Origin of the sequence: Janthinobacterium sp. 61 (genome assembly GCF_002846335.1) — a bacterium.
GTDB lineage: Bacteria > Pseudomonadota > Gammaproteobacteria > Burkholderiales > Burkholderiaceae_D > Janthinobacterium.
The window spans coordinates 5,216,326-5,230,925 of sequence record NZ_PJMQ01000001.1 but is presented as its reverse complement, the minus strand read 5'-3'; the positions used below and the strand labels follow the sequence as shown (position 1 = coordinate 5,230,925).

Annotated in this window: 12 protein-coding genes and 2 pseudogenes; 4 read left to right on the top strand and 10 right to left on the bottom strand. The window is 62.3% G+C overall.

The genetic code is table 11. From position 1 onward, the window contains the following. Positions 1 to 6 precede the first annotated feature (6 nt). The 6 genes from CLU92_RS23735 to CLU92_RS23710 all read right to left on the bottom strand — a co-directional run bounded on the left by CLU92_RS23735 (position 7) and on the right by CLU92_RS23710 (position 7,222). Complete coding sequence (locus CLU92_RS23735; protein ID WP_101483856.1) at positions 7 to 384, bottom strand: glutaredoxin family protein; 378 nt, start codon at positions 382 to 384, stop codon at positions 7 to 9. A 309-nt stretch (positions 385 to 693) separates the two neighbouring features. Then, on the bottom strand, positions 694 to 1,833 hold the full coding sequence (locus tag CLU92_RS23730; protein ID WP_218973473.1) for a cytochrome-c peroxidase: 1,140 nt from the start codon (positions 1,831 to 1,833) through the stop codon (positions 694 to 696). An 87-nt stretch (positions 1,834 to 1,920) separates the two neighbouring features. Then, positions 1,921 to 4,002 (bottom strand): FUSC family protein, encoded by a 2,082-nt coding sequence (locus tag CLU92_RS23725; RefSeq protein ID WP_101484858.1) that lies wholly within the window; start codon positions 4,000 to 4,002, stop codon positions 1,921 to 1,923. Between the two features lie 191 nt (positions 4,003 to 4,193). Continuing rightward, entirely contained in the window at positions 4,194 to 6,062 is a 1,869-nt protein-coding gene (dxs, locus tag CLU92_RS23720; protein WP_101483855.1) for a 1-deoxy-D-xylulose-5-phosphate synthase, read from the bottom strand. After that, positions 6,063 to 6,974, bottom strand: a complete 912-nt coding sequence (locus CLU92_RS23715) for a polyprenyl synthetase family protein (RefSeq protein ID WP_243857858.1) — start codon at positions 6,972 to 6,974, stop codon at positions 6,063 to 6,065. Then, entirely contained in the window at positions 6,971 to 7,222 is a 252-nt protein-coding gene (locus CLU92_RS23710; RefSeq protein ID WP_010394784.1) for an exodeoxyribonuclease VII small subunit, read from the bottom strand. The genes CLU92_RS23715 and CLU92_RS23710 overlap by 4 nt, the downstream gene beginning before the upstream one ends. A 405-nt stretch (positions 7,223 to 7,627) precedes the next feature. Here CLU92_RS23710 and CLU92_RS23705 point away from each other — a divergent pair, with 405 nt between their 5' ends. Together CLU92_RS23705 and CLU92_RS28515 are read left to right on the top strand one after the other, a co-directional pair. Continuing rightward, positions 7,628 to 8,728, top strand: coding sequence for an aromatic ring-hydroxylating dioxygenase subunit alpha (locus CLU92_RS23705; RefSeq protein WP_101483854.1), 1,101 nt, complete (start codon positions 7,628 to 7,630; stop codon positions 8,726 to 8,728). A 55-nt stretch (positions 8,729 to 8,783) separates the two neighbouring features. Continuing rightward, a pseudogene (locus CLU92_RS28515) lies at positions 8,784 to 9,176 on the top strand (EamA family transporter); the annotation flags it as partial. Here CLU92_RS28515 and CLU92_RS28510 read toward each other — a convergent pair. Then, a pseudogene (locus CLU92_RS28510) lies at positions 9,131 to 9,226 on the bottom strand (hypothetical protein); the annotation flags it as partial. The pseudogenes CLU92_RS28515 and CLU92_RS28510 sit on opposite strands and share 46 nt — an antisense overlap. Positions 9,227 to 9,720: 494 nt before the next feature. Between CLU92_RS28510 and CLU92_RS23695 the strand changes: the two are divergent. Continuing rightward, on the top strand, positions 9,721 to 10,572 hold the full coding sequence (locus CLU92_RS23695; protein WP_101483852.1) for a sulfurtransferase: 852 nt from the start codon (positions 9,721 to 9,723) through the stop codon (positions 10,570 to 10,572). Between the two features lie 43 nt (positions 10,573 to 10,615). Here CLU92_RS23695 and CLU92_RS23690 read toward each other — a convergent pair whose 3' ends face one another. Both CLU92_RS23690 and CLU92_RS23685 read right to left on the bottom strand, forming a co-directional pair. Then, on the bottom strand, positions 10,616 to 12,352 hold the full coding sequence (locus CLU92_RS23690) for an ABC-F family ATP-binding cassette domain-containing protein (protein ID WP_101483851.1): 1,737 nt from the start codon (positions 12,350 to 12,352) through the stop codon (positions 10,616 to 10,618). A 276-nt stretch (positions 12,353 to 12,628) separates the two neighbouring features. After that, the gene (locus tag CLU92_RS23685) at positions 12,629 to 13,387 is read right to left on the bottom strand and encodes a ZIP family metal transporter (protein WP_101483850.1); all 759 of its coding nucleotides are present in this window, start codon (positions 13,385 to 13,387) and stop codon (positions 12,629 to 12,631) included. On the opposite strand from CLU92_RS23685, the gene CLU92_RS27900 reads away from it, so the two are divergent. Further along, positions 13,299 to 13,499 (top strand): hypothetical protein, encoded by a 201-nt coding sequence (locus CLU92_RS27900; RefSeq protein WP_166674637.1) that lies wholly within the window; start codon positions 13,299 to 13,301, stop codon positions 13,497 to 13,499. The two genes, CLU92_RS23685 and CLU92_RS27900, sit on opposite strands and share 89 nt — an antisense overlap. A gap of 154 nt (positions 13,500 to 13,653) precedes the next feature. Here CLU92_RS27900 and CLU92_RS23680 read toward each other — a convergent pair whose 3' ends face one another. Then, positions 13,654 to 14,538, bottom strand: a complete 885-nt coding sequence (locus CLU92_RS23680) for a dienelactone hydrolase family protein (RefSeq protein WP_101483849.1) — start codon at positions 14,536 to 14,538, stop codon at positions 13,654 to 13,656. Positions 14,539 to 14,600: the final 62 nt, after the last annotated feature.

Genomic DNA, 14,600 nt, shown 5'->3' with positions numbered 1-14,600 from the left:
GTAACGTCAGATTTTCTTCAGCGCCGCTTCCAGCGCACCCGTATTGAAACCCTGGATCTTGCGGTTGCCGATCAGCACCACGGGCACGCCGCCGCCGCCGAGTTCCTCATGGGCTTTTTTTGCTGCCGGGGATTTCTCGATATCGAGATCGACGAATTCGATCTTGTTTTCCTTGAAATACGCACGGGTCTTGGCGCAATAGCCGCACCAGTCCGTGCCGTACAACACCACCTTCGCCTGGGCATTCGGGAAATACGCGGCGTAATTACCTTCCGTGTAAGTCGATTTGAATAGACCAGGCAGCAAGGACAGACCATAACCGCTGCCCAGGCCGGCGGCCAGGATCACCAGGTACAGCGCAGTGGTTTTCAGTTTTTTCTGCATCGTGAGCGCTTCCCTTGTCTGCGACGACATCTACTATGGTTGAAAAAAAATCACGGCCAACAAAGGCACCGTCCTGTCCACAACCCGTGTCCGGCTGCTGCGCATACCGAATAAGCTTGCTACAAAATCGACTATAGACCGCACTTATTTTAGAGTCAACATTTCCTATAGATAAATTTCTATTTTATAAAATATATCGGCGAAGCCTGTGGAATGTGGCATTTGGAGAGATTACGGCGTGCCAAACGTCTATACAATATGGCGCCGCAGGCAGGAAAAGGCCGGTTGCGGGCGCAACCGGCCGAGCGGCTACAGGGCTTCCAGAAAGCTCTTCAGCGCAATGATTTCTTCCGACGTCAGCTGCAATGGCTGCAGCAGTGTCGATGTGACGGGAAACTTCGGATCGGCCGCCTGCTGCGCGTTTTGCGGCTCGGGGCGCGACATGCCCGCGTTGTACATATTCAGCATGCCCACCATCTGCGCGAATGCGCCATTGTGCATCCACGGCCCCGATTGCGCCACGCCGCGCAGGCCCGGTGTGCGGAACTTGCCCACATCCTCATTCTTGCCCGTCACCAGGTAGCGCCCCAGATCTTCATACTTGCGGCTGCCGTAATTGCTCAGTCCCAGGTTGTGGAATTGCTGGTCCGTCAGCAAGGCGCCGCTGTGGCACGTCATGCAGCGCGCCTTGGTGCGAAACAGGTGCAGGCCCAGCAGTTCGCGATCGGTCAAGGCCGTGCGTTCGCCTTCCAGGAAAGTATCGAAGCGCGTGACGGGCGGCAGCAGGGTGCGCTGGTAATCGGCCAGCGCCGTCAACATGCGCGGCAGCGTCACGCCCGCGCCCTGACCGAAGGCCACATCGAATTGCGCCGCGTAGTCGTCCAGCGCAGCCAGCTTGGCGGGCAATTGCGCAGCCACGGCCGCCATTTCATCCGGATGCTGCAAAGGTCCCAGCGCCTGCTCTTCCAGGCTACTGGCGCGGCCATCCCAGAACAGCGGCGTGATCTGGCCCACGCCCAGCAAGCCCGGCACATTACGCTGGCCCAGGCGCCCTTCGTGCCCCACGGAAACTCGCTTGCTGTCGGCGAAACTGTAGGCTGGACTGTGACAGCTAATGCAGGCCACCGCATTCGAGCGCGACAAACGGGGATCATTGAACAAGCGCTGCCCCAGCGCCACGATGGCCGGCGCCAGGGGGACCACGGGAATGGCGGAGACGGGCGCCATTTCCGCAGCCGCCACGCCAGCGGGTAACTGAGGACCAGGCCAGTTGGCGATGGGCTGGACATAGACCTGGCGCAAACAGGCCATGTCCCAGCCGCTTGCGCTGGCGCAAACGACAGCTGGGTCCTCGCGCGCCGCGACATTGCCGCCTGCCGGCAATCCCACGGCCATGGCCAGCACGGCAGCGGCCACCCGGCATGTCTTCCCCGCTGTCAATCTATCCACGTCGCTCATTCCTGTTTTATACGCTGGCATCGACAAATGATAACCATCAAGCCTGGCAGCGACAAAGCGAAACCGGACAGCCGTAGTCTATTCGGCGACCTGCGTCAATTTTTCCGGCTTCCCCTGCGCTTGCGCCTGCATATGCTCGCGCAGCAAGCCACGCAGCAGCTGCACCTGAGCCACGGCGTCGGCTTGCAGGGCTGTCAAGCCGTCGCTGGCGCAGGGCGCGGGGGAAGGCGTGCCCGATTCGCCGCGCAGCAGCGCATCGATTTCCCCGCTGACGGCGGCAATCCACTGCTGCAGCTGGGGCGGCGCCGGCTCGGCCTGGGGACTCAAACTGATGCGCGCCGTGCTGCCCGCCACGCGGCGCAGCAGCGGCAAGGTGCGCAGTGCCGCCAGGCCTACGCCGCTGCTGCGGTCCAGGCGGCGTTCGATGCGCAGGCGCTGCAGCACCTGCTCCGCGTTATTGCTGGCCAGCCCCGCCTCGCGGCGCAGGCGCGCGATGGCGCTATCCCAGCGTCCGCCCGCCGCCAGCACGGCCAGCAGGTATTTCAGGTTGGCCGACACGGCTTTCGCCAGGCGCTGGTCCAGGTCGTCCGCCTCGCGGTCCGGCCACAGGAAAAACGTGGCCAGCAGGGCCAGCATGCAACCGAGCACATTGTTGCCCAGGCGGCTCGCGGCATACACCATCTCGCTGGCGGGCGCCGCATAGTCGGCCACCAGCACGAAAGCCGGCGTCATGAACAGCACGTGCAGGCTGTAGCTGACGCGGCGCAAGGCCATGGTGGCGACGATCAGGGGAAACACCACCAGCGAGATCGCCAGCGGGGTGTGCACGGCGAGGCCGATCAGCACGGCCAGCACGGCGCCCAGCACGCTGCCAGCGACCCGCTCGATGCCGCGCGGCCAGGTGGTCGATACGGATGGCTGCAAGATCAGCAAGGTGGCCATGGTCGCCCAGTAACCGAATGGAATATGCAAGGCCTCGACCAGCAGGAAACCTGCCGTCGTCGCCAGCGACACGCGCGCCGCATGGCGCCAGCTCAGCGACTGCGGCGTGGCGTTGACTTTTGCCGTCTGCCACGCCTGCCCCAGCGCCAGGAAAGCCGCCTCGCGCCACGGCAGCTGCGCGGCGCGCGGCAAGCCCAGTTCCATGAAGTCCACGTTCAGGCGCAAGGGCAGCAAGGCGCCAAGCGCCGCTTCCAGGCGCCGTCCGCAGCCAGCCAGGCGGCGCTGCAACTCCAGAGGCGGTGCTTCCGGTTGGCGCTGCACGGCTTGCCCCAGGCGGCGCAACAGCACGGCCATCACTTCCAGGCTGCGCCGCGCGCGCGGGTCCTGGCGCAGACGCTGCTGATCGCGCTCGCACGTATGCGTGACAGCGATCAGATAGGCGAAGATGCGCTCGGCGTCGCTGAGCGCCAGCAGCAGGTTGTCGTACAGGGCGCTGCGGCCCGCACGCGCGGGCGGCACGGCGGCCAGCGCCACCCGCGCCGCTTCCAGCGCAGCGCGCGCCTGCGAACGGTAGCTGGCGCCATGCGCGGCCGCGTCCGGCAATGCCGGACCTTGCGCCAGGAAGCGCGCATTGTCGCGCGCAATACCGGCAAGGCGCGAGTACGCGGCGCGTATCGCGCGCCGGGCCGGGCTAAACGGGTGGATGCGCCAGACCGTAAAACTGAGCACGGTGGCAAACAGGCAGCCAAACATGTAGAGGCCCAGGAAAGGCGCAGTCTGCGTCATCGATGCCAGCGGATGCGTGACCATCACGACGCAGGCCGTGGCCGCCAGGATGGCCACTTGCGCCGTGGCCGCGCCCCAGATGCGCGCCAGTGCGCCGGCCCAGGAAAACAGCAGCACAGCAACGGCGGCGGCCGCCACGCCATGGCCGGCCGCCAGCGCCGTCAGGCCGCCGGCCACCGTCGACAGCAGGCCGAAGCCCACCATCGAGACGAAGCGCATGCGCCGCGTTCCGGCCGCATCGGCCAGGCAAGTCCAGAAGGCGCCGATGGCGGCCCAGGAAAAATCGGGGTGGTCGAACAGCAGGCCCAAGAGCAACATGGCGCTCGAGGCGCAAGCCGCCCGCAATCCTTCGGACAGATTCGTTTCGTCGATGGCCAGGGTGATCATCCACAGGGGACGGCGTTGTACCAGCTTGTCGGTAAAGGCGTGCATGCCCGTCAGCCAGCGGCCGGCCAGTGCGCGTGAACGGCGGTGAAGTTTCCTGAAATGCAAGTTTGACTTTGAAAGAGTATCAAAGCGTCATCGTAGCATTCCCGGGTGAATAATGTTGCAGTGCAGCGTAAAATCCCGCTGGACGAAAAAAAAGCGGCACCGCAGTGTCGCTTTTCCGTATGCAAGCCAACTTAGCTGACGGCGGACAGGCGCGGCTGGCTGCCGCCAAAGCGCTGCTCGATCGAGGCGGCGATACCGGTGGCATCGAGGCCCACGCTTTTCAGCAGCTGCACGGGGTCGCCATGGTCTATGAAGACGTCCGGCAAGCCCAGCATCAAAATCGGCTTGACGATGCCTTCGGCCGCCAGCGCTTCCGCCACGGCCGAACCGGCGCCGCCCATGATGCAGCCCTCTTCCACCGTCACCAGATAATCGTGCTCAGCGGCAAGCTGTTTCACCAGCGCCACGTCGAGCGGCTTGACGAAGCGCATGTTGGCGACCGTCGCGTCGAGCTTCTCGCCCGCCGCCACGCCAGGTGCCACCATGGAACCGAAAGCCAGGATGGCGATGCGCTTGCCGTGGCGCTTGAGCTCGCCCTTGCCAATCTCAATGCTCGTCAGTTCCGGCACGATGGCCGCGCCGGCACCGGCGCCGCGCGGATAGCGGATCGCGGCCGGCCCCGGATAGTGGTAGCCCGTGGTGAGCATTTGCCGGCACTCGTTTTCATCGGACGCGGCCATGACGACCATGTTCGGAATGCAGCGCAAGAACGCCATGTCGTAGTTGCCAGCGTGCGTGGCGCCGTCGGCACCCACCAGGCCGGCGCGGTCCAGCGCGAACGTCACGTCCAGGTTTTGCAGCGCCACGTCGTGGATCAGCTGATCGTAGGCGCGCTGCAGGAAAGTCGAATAAATGGCCACGACGGGCTTCAAGCCTTCGCAAGCCAGACCAGCGGCGAAGGTGACCGAATGCTGCTCGGCAATGCCCACGTCAAAGTAGCGGTTGGGGAATTGCTGTTCGAACTTGACCATGCCCGAGCCTTCGCGCATGGCCGGCGTGATGCCCACCAGGCGCTTGTCGTGCGCAGCCATGTCGCACAGCCAGTTGCCGAACACTTCCGTGTACGTCATCTTGGCCGGCGCCGTGGCTGGCTTGATGCCTTCGGCCGGGTTGAACTTGCCCGTGCCGTGATACAGGATAGGCTCCGCCTCGGCCAGCTTGTAGCCCTGCCCCTTCTTGGTGACCACGTGCAGGAATTGCGGCCCCTTCAATTGCTTGATATTTTGCAAGGTCGGGATCAGCGAATCGAGGTCGTGACCATCGATGGGACCGATATAGTTAAAACCGAATTCCTCGAACATGGTGGCGGGCACGACCATGCCCTTGGCGTGTTCTTCGAAGCGCTTCGCCAGTTCCAGCACGGGGCCGGGCAAGACGGACTTGCCGACATTTTTAGCCGCCGCATAGAACTGGCCCGACATCAAACGCGCCAGGTGGCGGTTCAGCGCGCCCACGGGCGGCGAGATCGACATATCGTTGTCGTTCAAGATCACCAGCAGGTTGACGTCTTCCTGCACGCCGGCATTGTTCATCGCCTCGAAGGCCATGCCGGCCGTCATCGAACCGTCGCCGATCACGGCGATCGCGTGCAGCGGGTCGCCCTTGATCTTGGCGGCCTGCGCCATGCCCAGCGCCGCGGAAATGGACGTTGACGAGTGCGCCGTGCCGAAGGTGTCGTATTCGCTCTCGTCGCGCTTCGGGAAGCCGGAAATGCCGTCTTTCTGGCGCAGGGTATGCATGCGCTCGCGCCGGCCCGTGAGGATCTTGTGCGAATAGGTCTGGTGGCCCACGTCCCAGACGATGCGGTCGTGCGGCGTGTTGAAGACGTAGTGCAGCGCGACAGTCAGCTCGACCGTGCCCAGGTTGGACGACAGATGGCCGCCCGTCTTGGAAACGGAGTCGAGCAGGAAGCTGCGCAATTCCTGGGCCAGCGGCACCAGTTGCGAGCGGGCCAGCTTGCGCACTTGCGCTGGTTCATTGATGGTTTCTAACAGTTTCATTTATGCCTTCCGCTGCACGACCAGGTCCGCCAGCTCGCGCAAACGGCGTGCCTTGTCCCCGAATGGCGCCAGCGCCGCATGGGCGTCGCACCGCAATTGTTCTGCCAGGGCTCTCGATGGCTCCAGCCCCAGAATCGATACGTAGGTCGGCTTGTTGGCCGCCGCATCCTTGCCCGCCGTCTTGCCCAGTGTGGCCGAATCGGCCGTCGCGTCGAGCACGTCGTCGACCACCTGGAACGCCAGTCCCACGGCGCGCGCATACGCGTTCAGCGCCGTCATCTCGTCTGGCGTCAAGTCCTTGCCTGCCAGCGCGCCAAGCATCACGGCCGCACGCAGCAAGGCACCCGTTTTCAGTTGATGCATCTGTTCCAGCTGCGGCAAGGTCAAGGCCTGGCCGACGCTGTCGAGGTCGATCGCCTGGCCGCCGCACATGCCAAAGGAACCGGAGGCGTGCGCCAGCAGCTTGATCATGGCCATTTGCCGCGCCGGAGGAATCGCCGCGCCGTCTGCCAGCAGCATGAACGCCTGCGATTGCAGCGCGTCGCCCACCAGCAGGGCCGTCGCTTCATCATAGGCGATGTGCACGGTGGGCTTGCCACGGCGCAAGGCATCGTCATCCATGCAAGGCATGTCGTCGTGCACCAGCGAATACACATGAATCATTTCCAGCGCACAAGCAGCGCGCGCCAGGGTATCTTGATCGGCGTCAAACAGTTCACCGGCCGCCATCACCAGCAGCGGACGCACGCGCTTGCCACCGCCCAGTAGCGCATAGCGCATGGCCGCATGCAGTTTGTGCGGCACGGTATCGGCCGAAGGCAGGAATTGGTCGAGCCTGCCTTCCACGCCGGACTGGGTGCTTTGCATCCAGTCGCCGAAAGTCACGCCGTCCTGTTGTACGCTGGCCATCATAGTGCGGCCTCGCCGGCATCCACGAACGGTTTCAACATGTCGCCTTCCAGTACTTTCACCTGCGCTTCGACGCTATCGAGCTGGGTCGCGCAATACTTGACCAGTTCCGAGCCGCGCTGATACGCCGCGACCGATGCTTCCAGCGGCAACTGGCCCGCTTCCATTTGCGTTACCAGCTGCGCCAGTTCCGCCATTGCCTCTTCAAACGAGGCCGGCGCTGCGGCAGCGGCAGTTAATTTCTTCGACATAGACTCAGATCTCTTCGTGGCACGAGGGGTATGTAGGGAGACGCCGGGGACTCCCGGCCAGCATAGAAGCGTTATTTTAGAACAAACCACACTATTAAGTGAAAACTAAAGCGCAATCGGCGTGCTCAACGGGGAAGACGTTACCAGCTTGGCAGTGAATTCTAGCGCAATCGCCCCTATTCGCTGGAAATGAGACGGTAAATGACAATGTTTCTCATTAATAGCGTATTTACCGGGGGGGTTTGGCAATGCCGAGGCCGATACGCGCTATAATCGCCGGTTCTGTCCGAAATACCGTTTCAACAAATTTGAATTCAGGTCTTTGCGGATTCTTTCTCTCTGTAGCGGTTGCCCAGGGAATGGCCTGGGGCACTGCTGACCGTTGTACATTTATGGGGGGTTGGGATGTCCGATCTGGCTACTCACGCCAAGCTGGCGCGTTCAAACGCGCAACTTCCGGTCCACGTCTATTTTGACGAAACGCTGTTGCAGCGTGAAATGCAGCAATTGTTCCAAGCCGGCCCGCGCTATGTCGGGCATGCACTGATGGTGCCGGAAACCGGCGATTTTGCGACCCTGGCGTCTGAGAACGAAGGGCGCATGCTCGTGCGCAACGCCAATGGCATCGAAGTGCTGTCCAATGTGTGCCGCCACCGGCAGGCGCTGATGTTCAATGGCCGCGGCAATGCGAACCATATCGTCTGTCCGCTGCACCGCTGGACTTACGACCTCAAGGGTGAATTGATCGGCGCGCCGCATTTCCCCGAGACGCCGTGCCTGAACCTGTCGAAAACGCCGCTGCAAAGCTGGAATGGCTTGTTATTCGAGCAAAATGGCTACAACGTGATGGAAAAATTGAAAGATTTATCCGTCTCGAAAGACCTCGATTTTTCCGGCTATATGTTCGACCACGTGGAAATCCACGAGTGCGATTACAACTGGAAGACTTTCATCGAAGTCTACCTCGAGGATTATCACGTGGAACCGTTCCACCCGGGCCTGGGCAGCTTTGTCAGCTGCGACGACCTGCGCTGGGAATTCGGCAAGGATTACAGCGTGCAGACGGTAGGCGTGCACCGCGGCCTGCAGCAAGCCGGTTCGCCCGCCTATAAAAAATGGCAGGAGCAGGTGCTGCAATTCCGTGGTGGCGAAGTGCCACCGTATGGCGCCATCTGGCTGACCCTGTATCCGAACATCATGGTCGAATGGTATCCGCACGTGCTGATCGTCTCGACCCTGTGGCCGGACGGCCCGCAAAAAACGCGCAATGTGGTGGAGTTCTATTACCCGGAAGAAATCGTGCTGTTCGAGCGCGACTTCGTCGAAGCGGAACGGGCTGCCTACATGGAAACCTGCGTCGAGGACGATGAAATCGCCCTGCGCATGGACGCCGGCCGCAAGGCCCTGATGGCGCGCGGCGAAAACGAAGTGGGGCCTTACCAGTCGCCCATGGAAGACGGCATGCAGCACTTCCACGAGTGGTACCGCAACAATATCGAACTGTAATTCCCTCAAGGGCCGCATTGCGCGGCCTTTTTCATTTTCATCACCAGGATTACTCATGCAATCTCTATGGATGTTATTCGCCAGTTTCATGTTTGCCATCATGGGCGTGTGCGTCAAGCTGGCGTCGGATATGTATTCGACCTCCGAAATCGTCATGTACCGCGGCATCATCGGCATGATCGTCATGAGCTGCACGATTTTGTACCAGGGCGGCAGCTTTAAAACCACGATGCCGGGCCAGCATCTGTGGCGCGGCGTGGTGGGTGTGATCGCCCTGTGGCTGTGGTTTTATGCCATCGCCATCCTGCCGCTGGCCACGGCCATGACGCTCAATTACATGGCGCCCATCTGGATCGCCGTGATCCTGCTGGCGGGCGGCTGGTGGAAAGCGACGCAACAAGTCGAGTGGCCGCTGGTAGCGGCGATTGCCATGAGCTTTGTCGGCGTGACCCTGCTGCTGCAACCTGTGTTCGAGACGGACCAGTTGGCTGGCGCCATCACGGCCTTGATTTCCGGCATGCTGTCTGCGCTCGCCTACTTGCAAGTGCGCAAGCTGGGCTTGCTGGGCGAACCCGAATACCGCGTCGTGTTTTATTTCTCGGTCGTCAATTTCCTCGCCGGCGTGATCGGCCACGTGGCCAGCGCCGGCGGCGGCCCCGTCGTCTGGCACGCGCACACGAGCGGCTACGGCATCGGCTTGCTGGCCGCCATCGGCCTGTGCGCCACCATGGCGCAGATGGCCATGACGCGCGCTTATCGCTTGGGCAAGACCCTCGTTGTTGCTAATTTGCAATACACGGGCATCGTTTTTTCCAGCTTCTGGGGCGTGGTGATCTTTGGCGACCTGTTCGACTGGCACGGCTGGGCCGGCATCGGCATCATTCTCGCTTCCGGGATTGCCGCGACCTATTACAATACCCGCAACACGGCCCGTGGCGCCGCCATCGCGCGCACGGATCCCATCGCCAGCGAAGTGTAAAGGAGCGTTCCTGATGTACACCACCCTGATCCAGGCCAACGAACTGGCCAGCCACCTGAATGACAGCGACTGGGTCATTCTCGATTGCCGCCACGACTTGCTCAAGCCGACAGCCGGCAGCGATGCCTTTGCCGCCGGCCACATCCAGAATGCACAGTTCGCCGACATCGACACGGCCCTGTCCGCCCCCAAGACGGCGCGGGGTGTGGACTTTACGGGCCGGCATCCCTTGCCCGACCGCAACGCCCTGCTGGCCACCTTGCGCGGCTGGGGCATCAATGACGACACGCAAGTGGTCGCCTATGATGGCCAGGGCGGCATGTTCGCCGCCCGTTTGTGGTGGCTGCTGCGCTGGCTCGGCCATCCGGCCGTCGCCGTGCTCGACGGCGGCCTTGCCGCCTGGCAAGCGCAAGGCTTGCCCCTGGTCACGCCCGTGGCGCCCCGTGCGGCGGGCAAGCTCACGGAAAAACCCAGCCTGACGCGCACGGTCAGCGTGCAAGAGCTCATCGCCAACCTGGAAACCCAGGCCTTGAACGTCATCGATGCGCGCGCCCCCGACCGTTATCGCGGAGAAAACGAAACCATCGACCCCGTGGGCGGCCACATCCCCGGCGCAAAAAACCGTTTCTTCAAGGATAACTTGCAGGCCGATGGCCGTTTTAAAAGCGCCGATGAACTGCAGCGCGACTTCAGCGCCTTGATAGCCTCACCGCAAACGGCCGTCATGCAGTGTGGCTCCGGCGTGACGGCTTGCCACAACTTGCTGGCACTGGAAGTGGCCGGTTTGCCTGGCGCGGCCCTGTACCCGGGCTCGTGGAGCGAATGGTGCGCCGATCCGGCACGACCCGTGGCAACGGGCAACTAAAAAAAAGCGGACCACGGTCCGCTTTTTCATGCCCGGTGGATAACTACGAGCTTATCCCCAGCGACTGATTCAAGCGCTCCAGTTCCGCCAGCCATGCCTGCTGGCTGGCCGGCTTCTGGTGGCGCGCCTTGCGGGCCAGGTCCTCGGCCAGCAATTGCTCCAGTTCGCACAAACGCTCCAGCTGCACGTCGATGTCCGTCAGTACCGCAGACGCATTCTCCACGCGCGGAGCCGGTGTCAGCGCCTGCCCATCTTCCGCACTCAGCCGTGCATACGCGCTGGCGGCATCGGGCCACTCTTCCAGCTGGCCAGCGGCCACCACCCAAAAACGGTTGCACGCTGTCTCGATCAGGTCGCGGTCGTGCGACACCAGCAGGCAGCCCCCTTCAAAGCCGCGCAGGGCTTGGCCCAGTTCCGCCTTGCCCTGCATGTCCAGGTGGTTGCTCGGTTCGTCGAGCAGCAGCAAGTGATAACTGGCCAGGGACAGCCCCAGGAACAACAGCCGCGCCCGCTCGCCGCCACTCAGGGTCGCCACTGTCTGTCCATGGCGCGCATACGGAAAACCGGCCGCAATCAAGGCTTGCTTGCGCGCCACCTGGCTGCGTGCGGCCTCGTTTTGCACGGCAAACGGGTACAAGGCGTCGGACAAGTCAGCCGTATCGGCCAGTTGCCTGAGCGACTGGTCGTAATAGCCGATGTTCGCCGCCTTGTGATAACGCAAGTCGGCCCGTTCGTCCTGCGCCTGGATCGCTTGCCAGCACAGGCGCAGCAAGGACGACTTGCCGCTGCCGTTGGCACCCAGCAAGGCGATGCGGTCGCCCGGTTTCAGCCACAGCTGATCAACGTGGAACAGCAGCGGCGAGGCAGCTACGGCGCGCACGTCCAGTCCATCGAGCGCCAGCAGCTGGTCGGCCGCCAGCGCCTTGCCGCGCAAGCGCAAAAGCCAGGGCGCACCATCGCTGACGAACGATTGCGCATCCTTCAACTTGTCGATGCGCCGCTGCATGGTCTTGGCCTTGCGCGCCAGATCTTCATTGTCATAGGTGCGGCCCCACAGGGCCAGGCGGGCGCTGCTGGCAGACAGGCGGTCGATTTCCTTCTGCTCGGCCGCATGCCGGGCGGCAGCGGCAAGATCGGCTTCGGCCAGCGCCGCCAGCGCGGGGCCGCACGGCAAGTCGAAGTCGTACAGGCGGCTATCGCGCAAGATCCAGCTGCGCGTGGCCACGTTGTCGAGCAGGCGCTGGTCGTGCGAGACGAGGATGAAGGCGCCGCGCCATGTCAGCAGGAATTGCTCCAGCCACAGCAGCGACGGCAAGTCCAGGTGATTGCTCGGCTCGTCCAGCAGCAGCACATTCGGTTCCTGCAGCAGGGCGCGCCCCAGCAGCAGCCGCGTGTGCTGGCCGCCGGATAGCGCATGCACGGGCACTTGCGCCGTATCAGGGTCGAAACCCAGTTCGGCCAGCAGGCTGTCGACCCGCCAATGCAGCTCGGGCTGCTCCAGCACGGGCGCCAGCAAGGCGTCGTACAGGCTCAGGCTGGCAAGTTCGGCCGGCAAGTGCTGCTCCACGTGCTGCAAGCGGCAGGCACGGGCGACATGGATGGTGCCTGCAGTCGCTTCCCGCGCGCCGCTGAGCAAGCCCAGCAAGGTGGATTTGCCGCAACCATTGTGGCCGATCAGGCCGATGCGGTCGCCCTGGCGCAAGGTAAAGGCGAGTTCGTTGAACAGGAAACCGTCGTGGGTATCCAGCTGTAAAGCTTGTGTCGAGATAAGGGTAGTCATGGCTCTTGTCTTTGTTCGGGATGCAAGCATCCGCGTTAACAGGAGCGCTAACGACAACGGAGTACCAGGAAAGGACTCGTGTAGGAGGGTAACTTTGCTCTGGCCAGGTTATCGCAGCGCGATAGAACGTGGGCAAGAGCTGGCAAATGCGCTTAAAGAGCGTGCGCGCCACAAGGCGAGCAACAGGTTTTCTTCCATTATATTTTCCTCCTTTCTGTTCAAGTTAATCAAAAAGGCAATATAGCATAGGTGACACTGCGCCGGTAGAACGGCGCCTCAACCGCCGTGGCGCTTGTGCGTGAGGAACAGCACGATACACACGCCCAGCGCGATGAGCAGCACTTGCGGGATGGTTTCGCGCAAGGTGGCGCGGCGCTGCATCTGCGGCATCAGGTCGGACAAGGCAATATAGATGAAGCCGGACGAGGCGAACACGAGCACATAAGGAATCAGGTTGCTGGCGCGGTCCAGGGTGAAATAGCCAAGCAAGCCACCCGCCACCGCCATCAGGCTGCACAGCAGATTGAAGACGTAGGCGCGCAGGCGCGAGAAACCCGCATTGAGCAGCACGATGAAGTCGCCGATTTCCTGCGGGATTTCATGCGCGATGATGGCCAGGCCAGTGACCAGGCCAAGCTTCGGGTCGGCCAGGAAAGCGGCGGCGATCAAAATGCCGTCCGTGAAGTTGTGCATCCCATCGCCGACCAGGATCATCCAGCCGGACTTGCCCGCCTCGTGCTTGTCGTGGCCGTGCGCATGGTGGTGGCCATCGCCTTCATGGTGGTGCGAATGGCGCAGGATGGCGAACTTTTCCAGCATGAAAAAGGCCAGCAAGCCCGCCAGCAGGGTGGCGAACAGGCTGCGCGGATCCGCCTGCGACTCGAACGCTTCGGGCAAGGCGTGCAGCAGAGACGTCGACAGCATGATGCCGACGGACAAGCTGACCATGCGCTCGACCACCTTGGACAGGAATGCAAACGAAAAGATCGCCGCCGCAGTAATGCTGAAGACGCCCGCGATCGTGGTCGCGAGCAAAATGGATATAAGGACGGGATCGATGATTTTCTTACCTCAAAATGGCGCCGGGTCACTGGCGCCCGCGATGCTGGCGTCTGGCCTGATGAATGCGTTGTTATCTATTATTTAATTTTTTGCGCGTTTGGCGGCAGCGTAGCGCGATGAAGATGCAATTGTACTGCATTGACGCGCACCGGGCATTTTACAGCCCGGTGCGCCTTTCGCGTCAAGGGATGGAAAAAATGTGCCAATCAGGCACTTTTAGCGCCGTTCAGCTTGCAACCTCAGGCAACGCCATGCTTTTTAAACCAGGCTAAACAACGGACATAGCCGTCTTTTGCATCGGCCGCCACATAGCTGGGGCGGTAATCGGCATTGAAGGCGTGGCCCGCATCTGGGTAGACGACAAATTCCGACTTGTTGCCGCCCTTGGCCAGCGCGTCTTTCATCTTGGCGATCGATTCCTGCGGAATGCCCGTATCCTTGCCGCCATACAAGCCCAGCACGGGGACCTTCAAGGTGGCGGCGAAATCGATGGGGTTGCTTGGCTGCAAGGGAGTCGGTTCGCCCACCAGACGGCCATACCAGGCCACGCCTGCCTTGACGGCCGGATTGTGCGCCGCGTACAGCCAGGTGATGCGCCCACCCCAGCAAAAGCCCGTGATGCCCAGGCGGCTGGTGTCGCCGCCATTCTGTTTCGCCCACGCAACAACAGCATCGAGATCCGCCATCACTTGCGCGTCCGGCGTCTTGGCAATGATGCCTTTCATGAGTTCCGGAATACTGCTGACCTTGGTAGGATCGCCCTGGCGCACGAACAAATCGGGCGCCAGCGCCAGATAACCCTGTTTGGCGAAGCGGCGCGCCATGTCGGCAATATGTTCATGCACGCCAAAGATTTCCGAAATGACCAGGACCACGGGCAAGCCCGTCTTGCCCTCAGGCTGCGCCGCATATACGGGCACGGCCTGGCCATCGACCATCACCGACATGGTGCCCGTAACGAGTCCGGCGGAATCCGTCTTGATGACGTTTTGCGCCGCCACGGGCAGCACGGCCACGGCAAAACCGGTCCCCAGCGCCACCTTCAGGAAACCACGCCGGCCGTCCGGCCCGGACAAGCTGCTCTGGCCCAGCAAACTTTCACAATCGGTGATCATGTTGCTCATGCGTTTCTCCTGAAAGGTGTGTTGACAAAAAATGTCGGCTTACGCGCTGCGCGCTAAGCCGA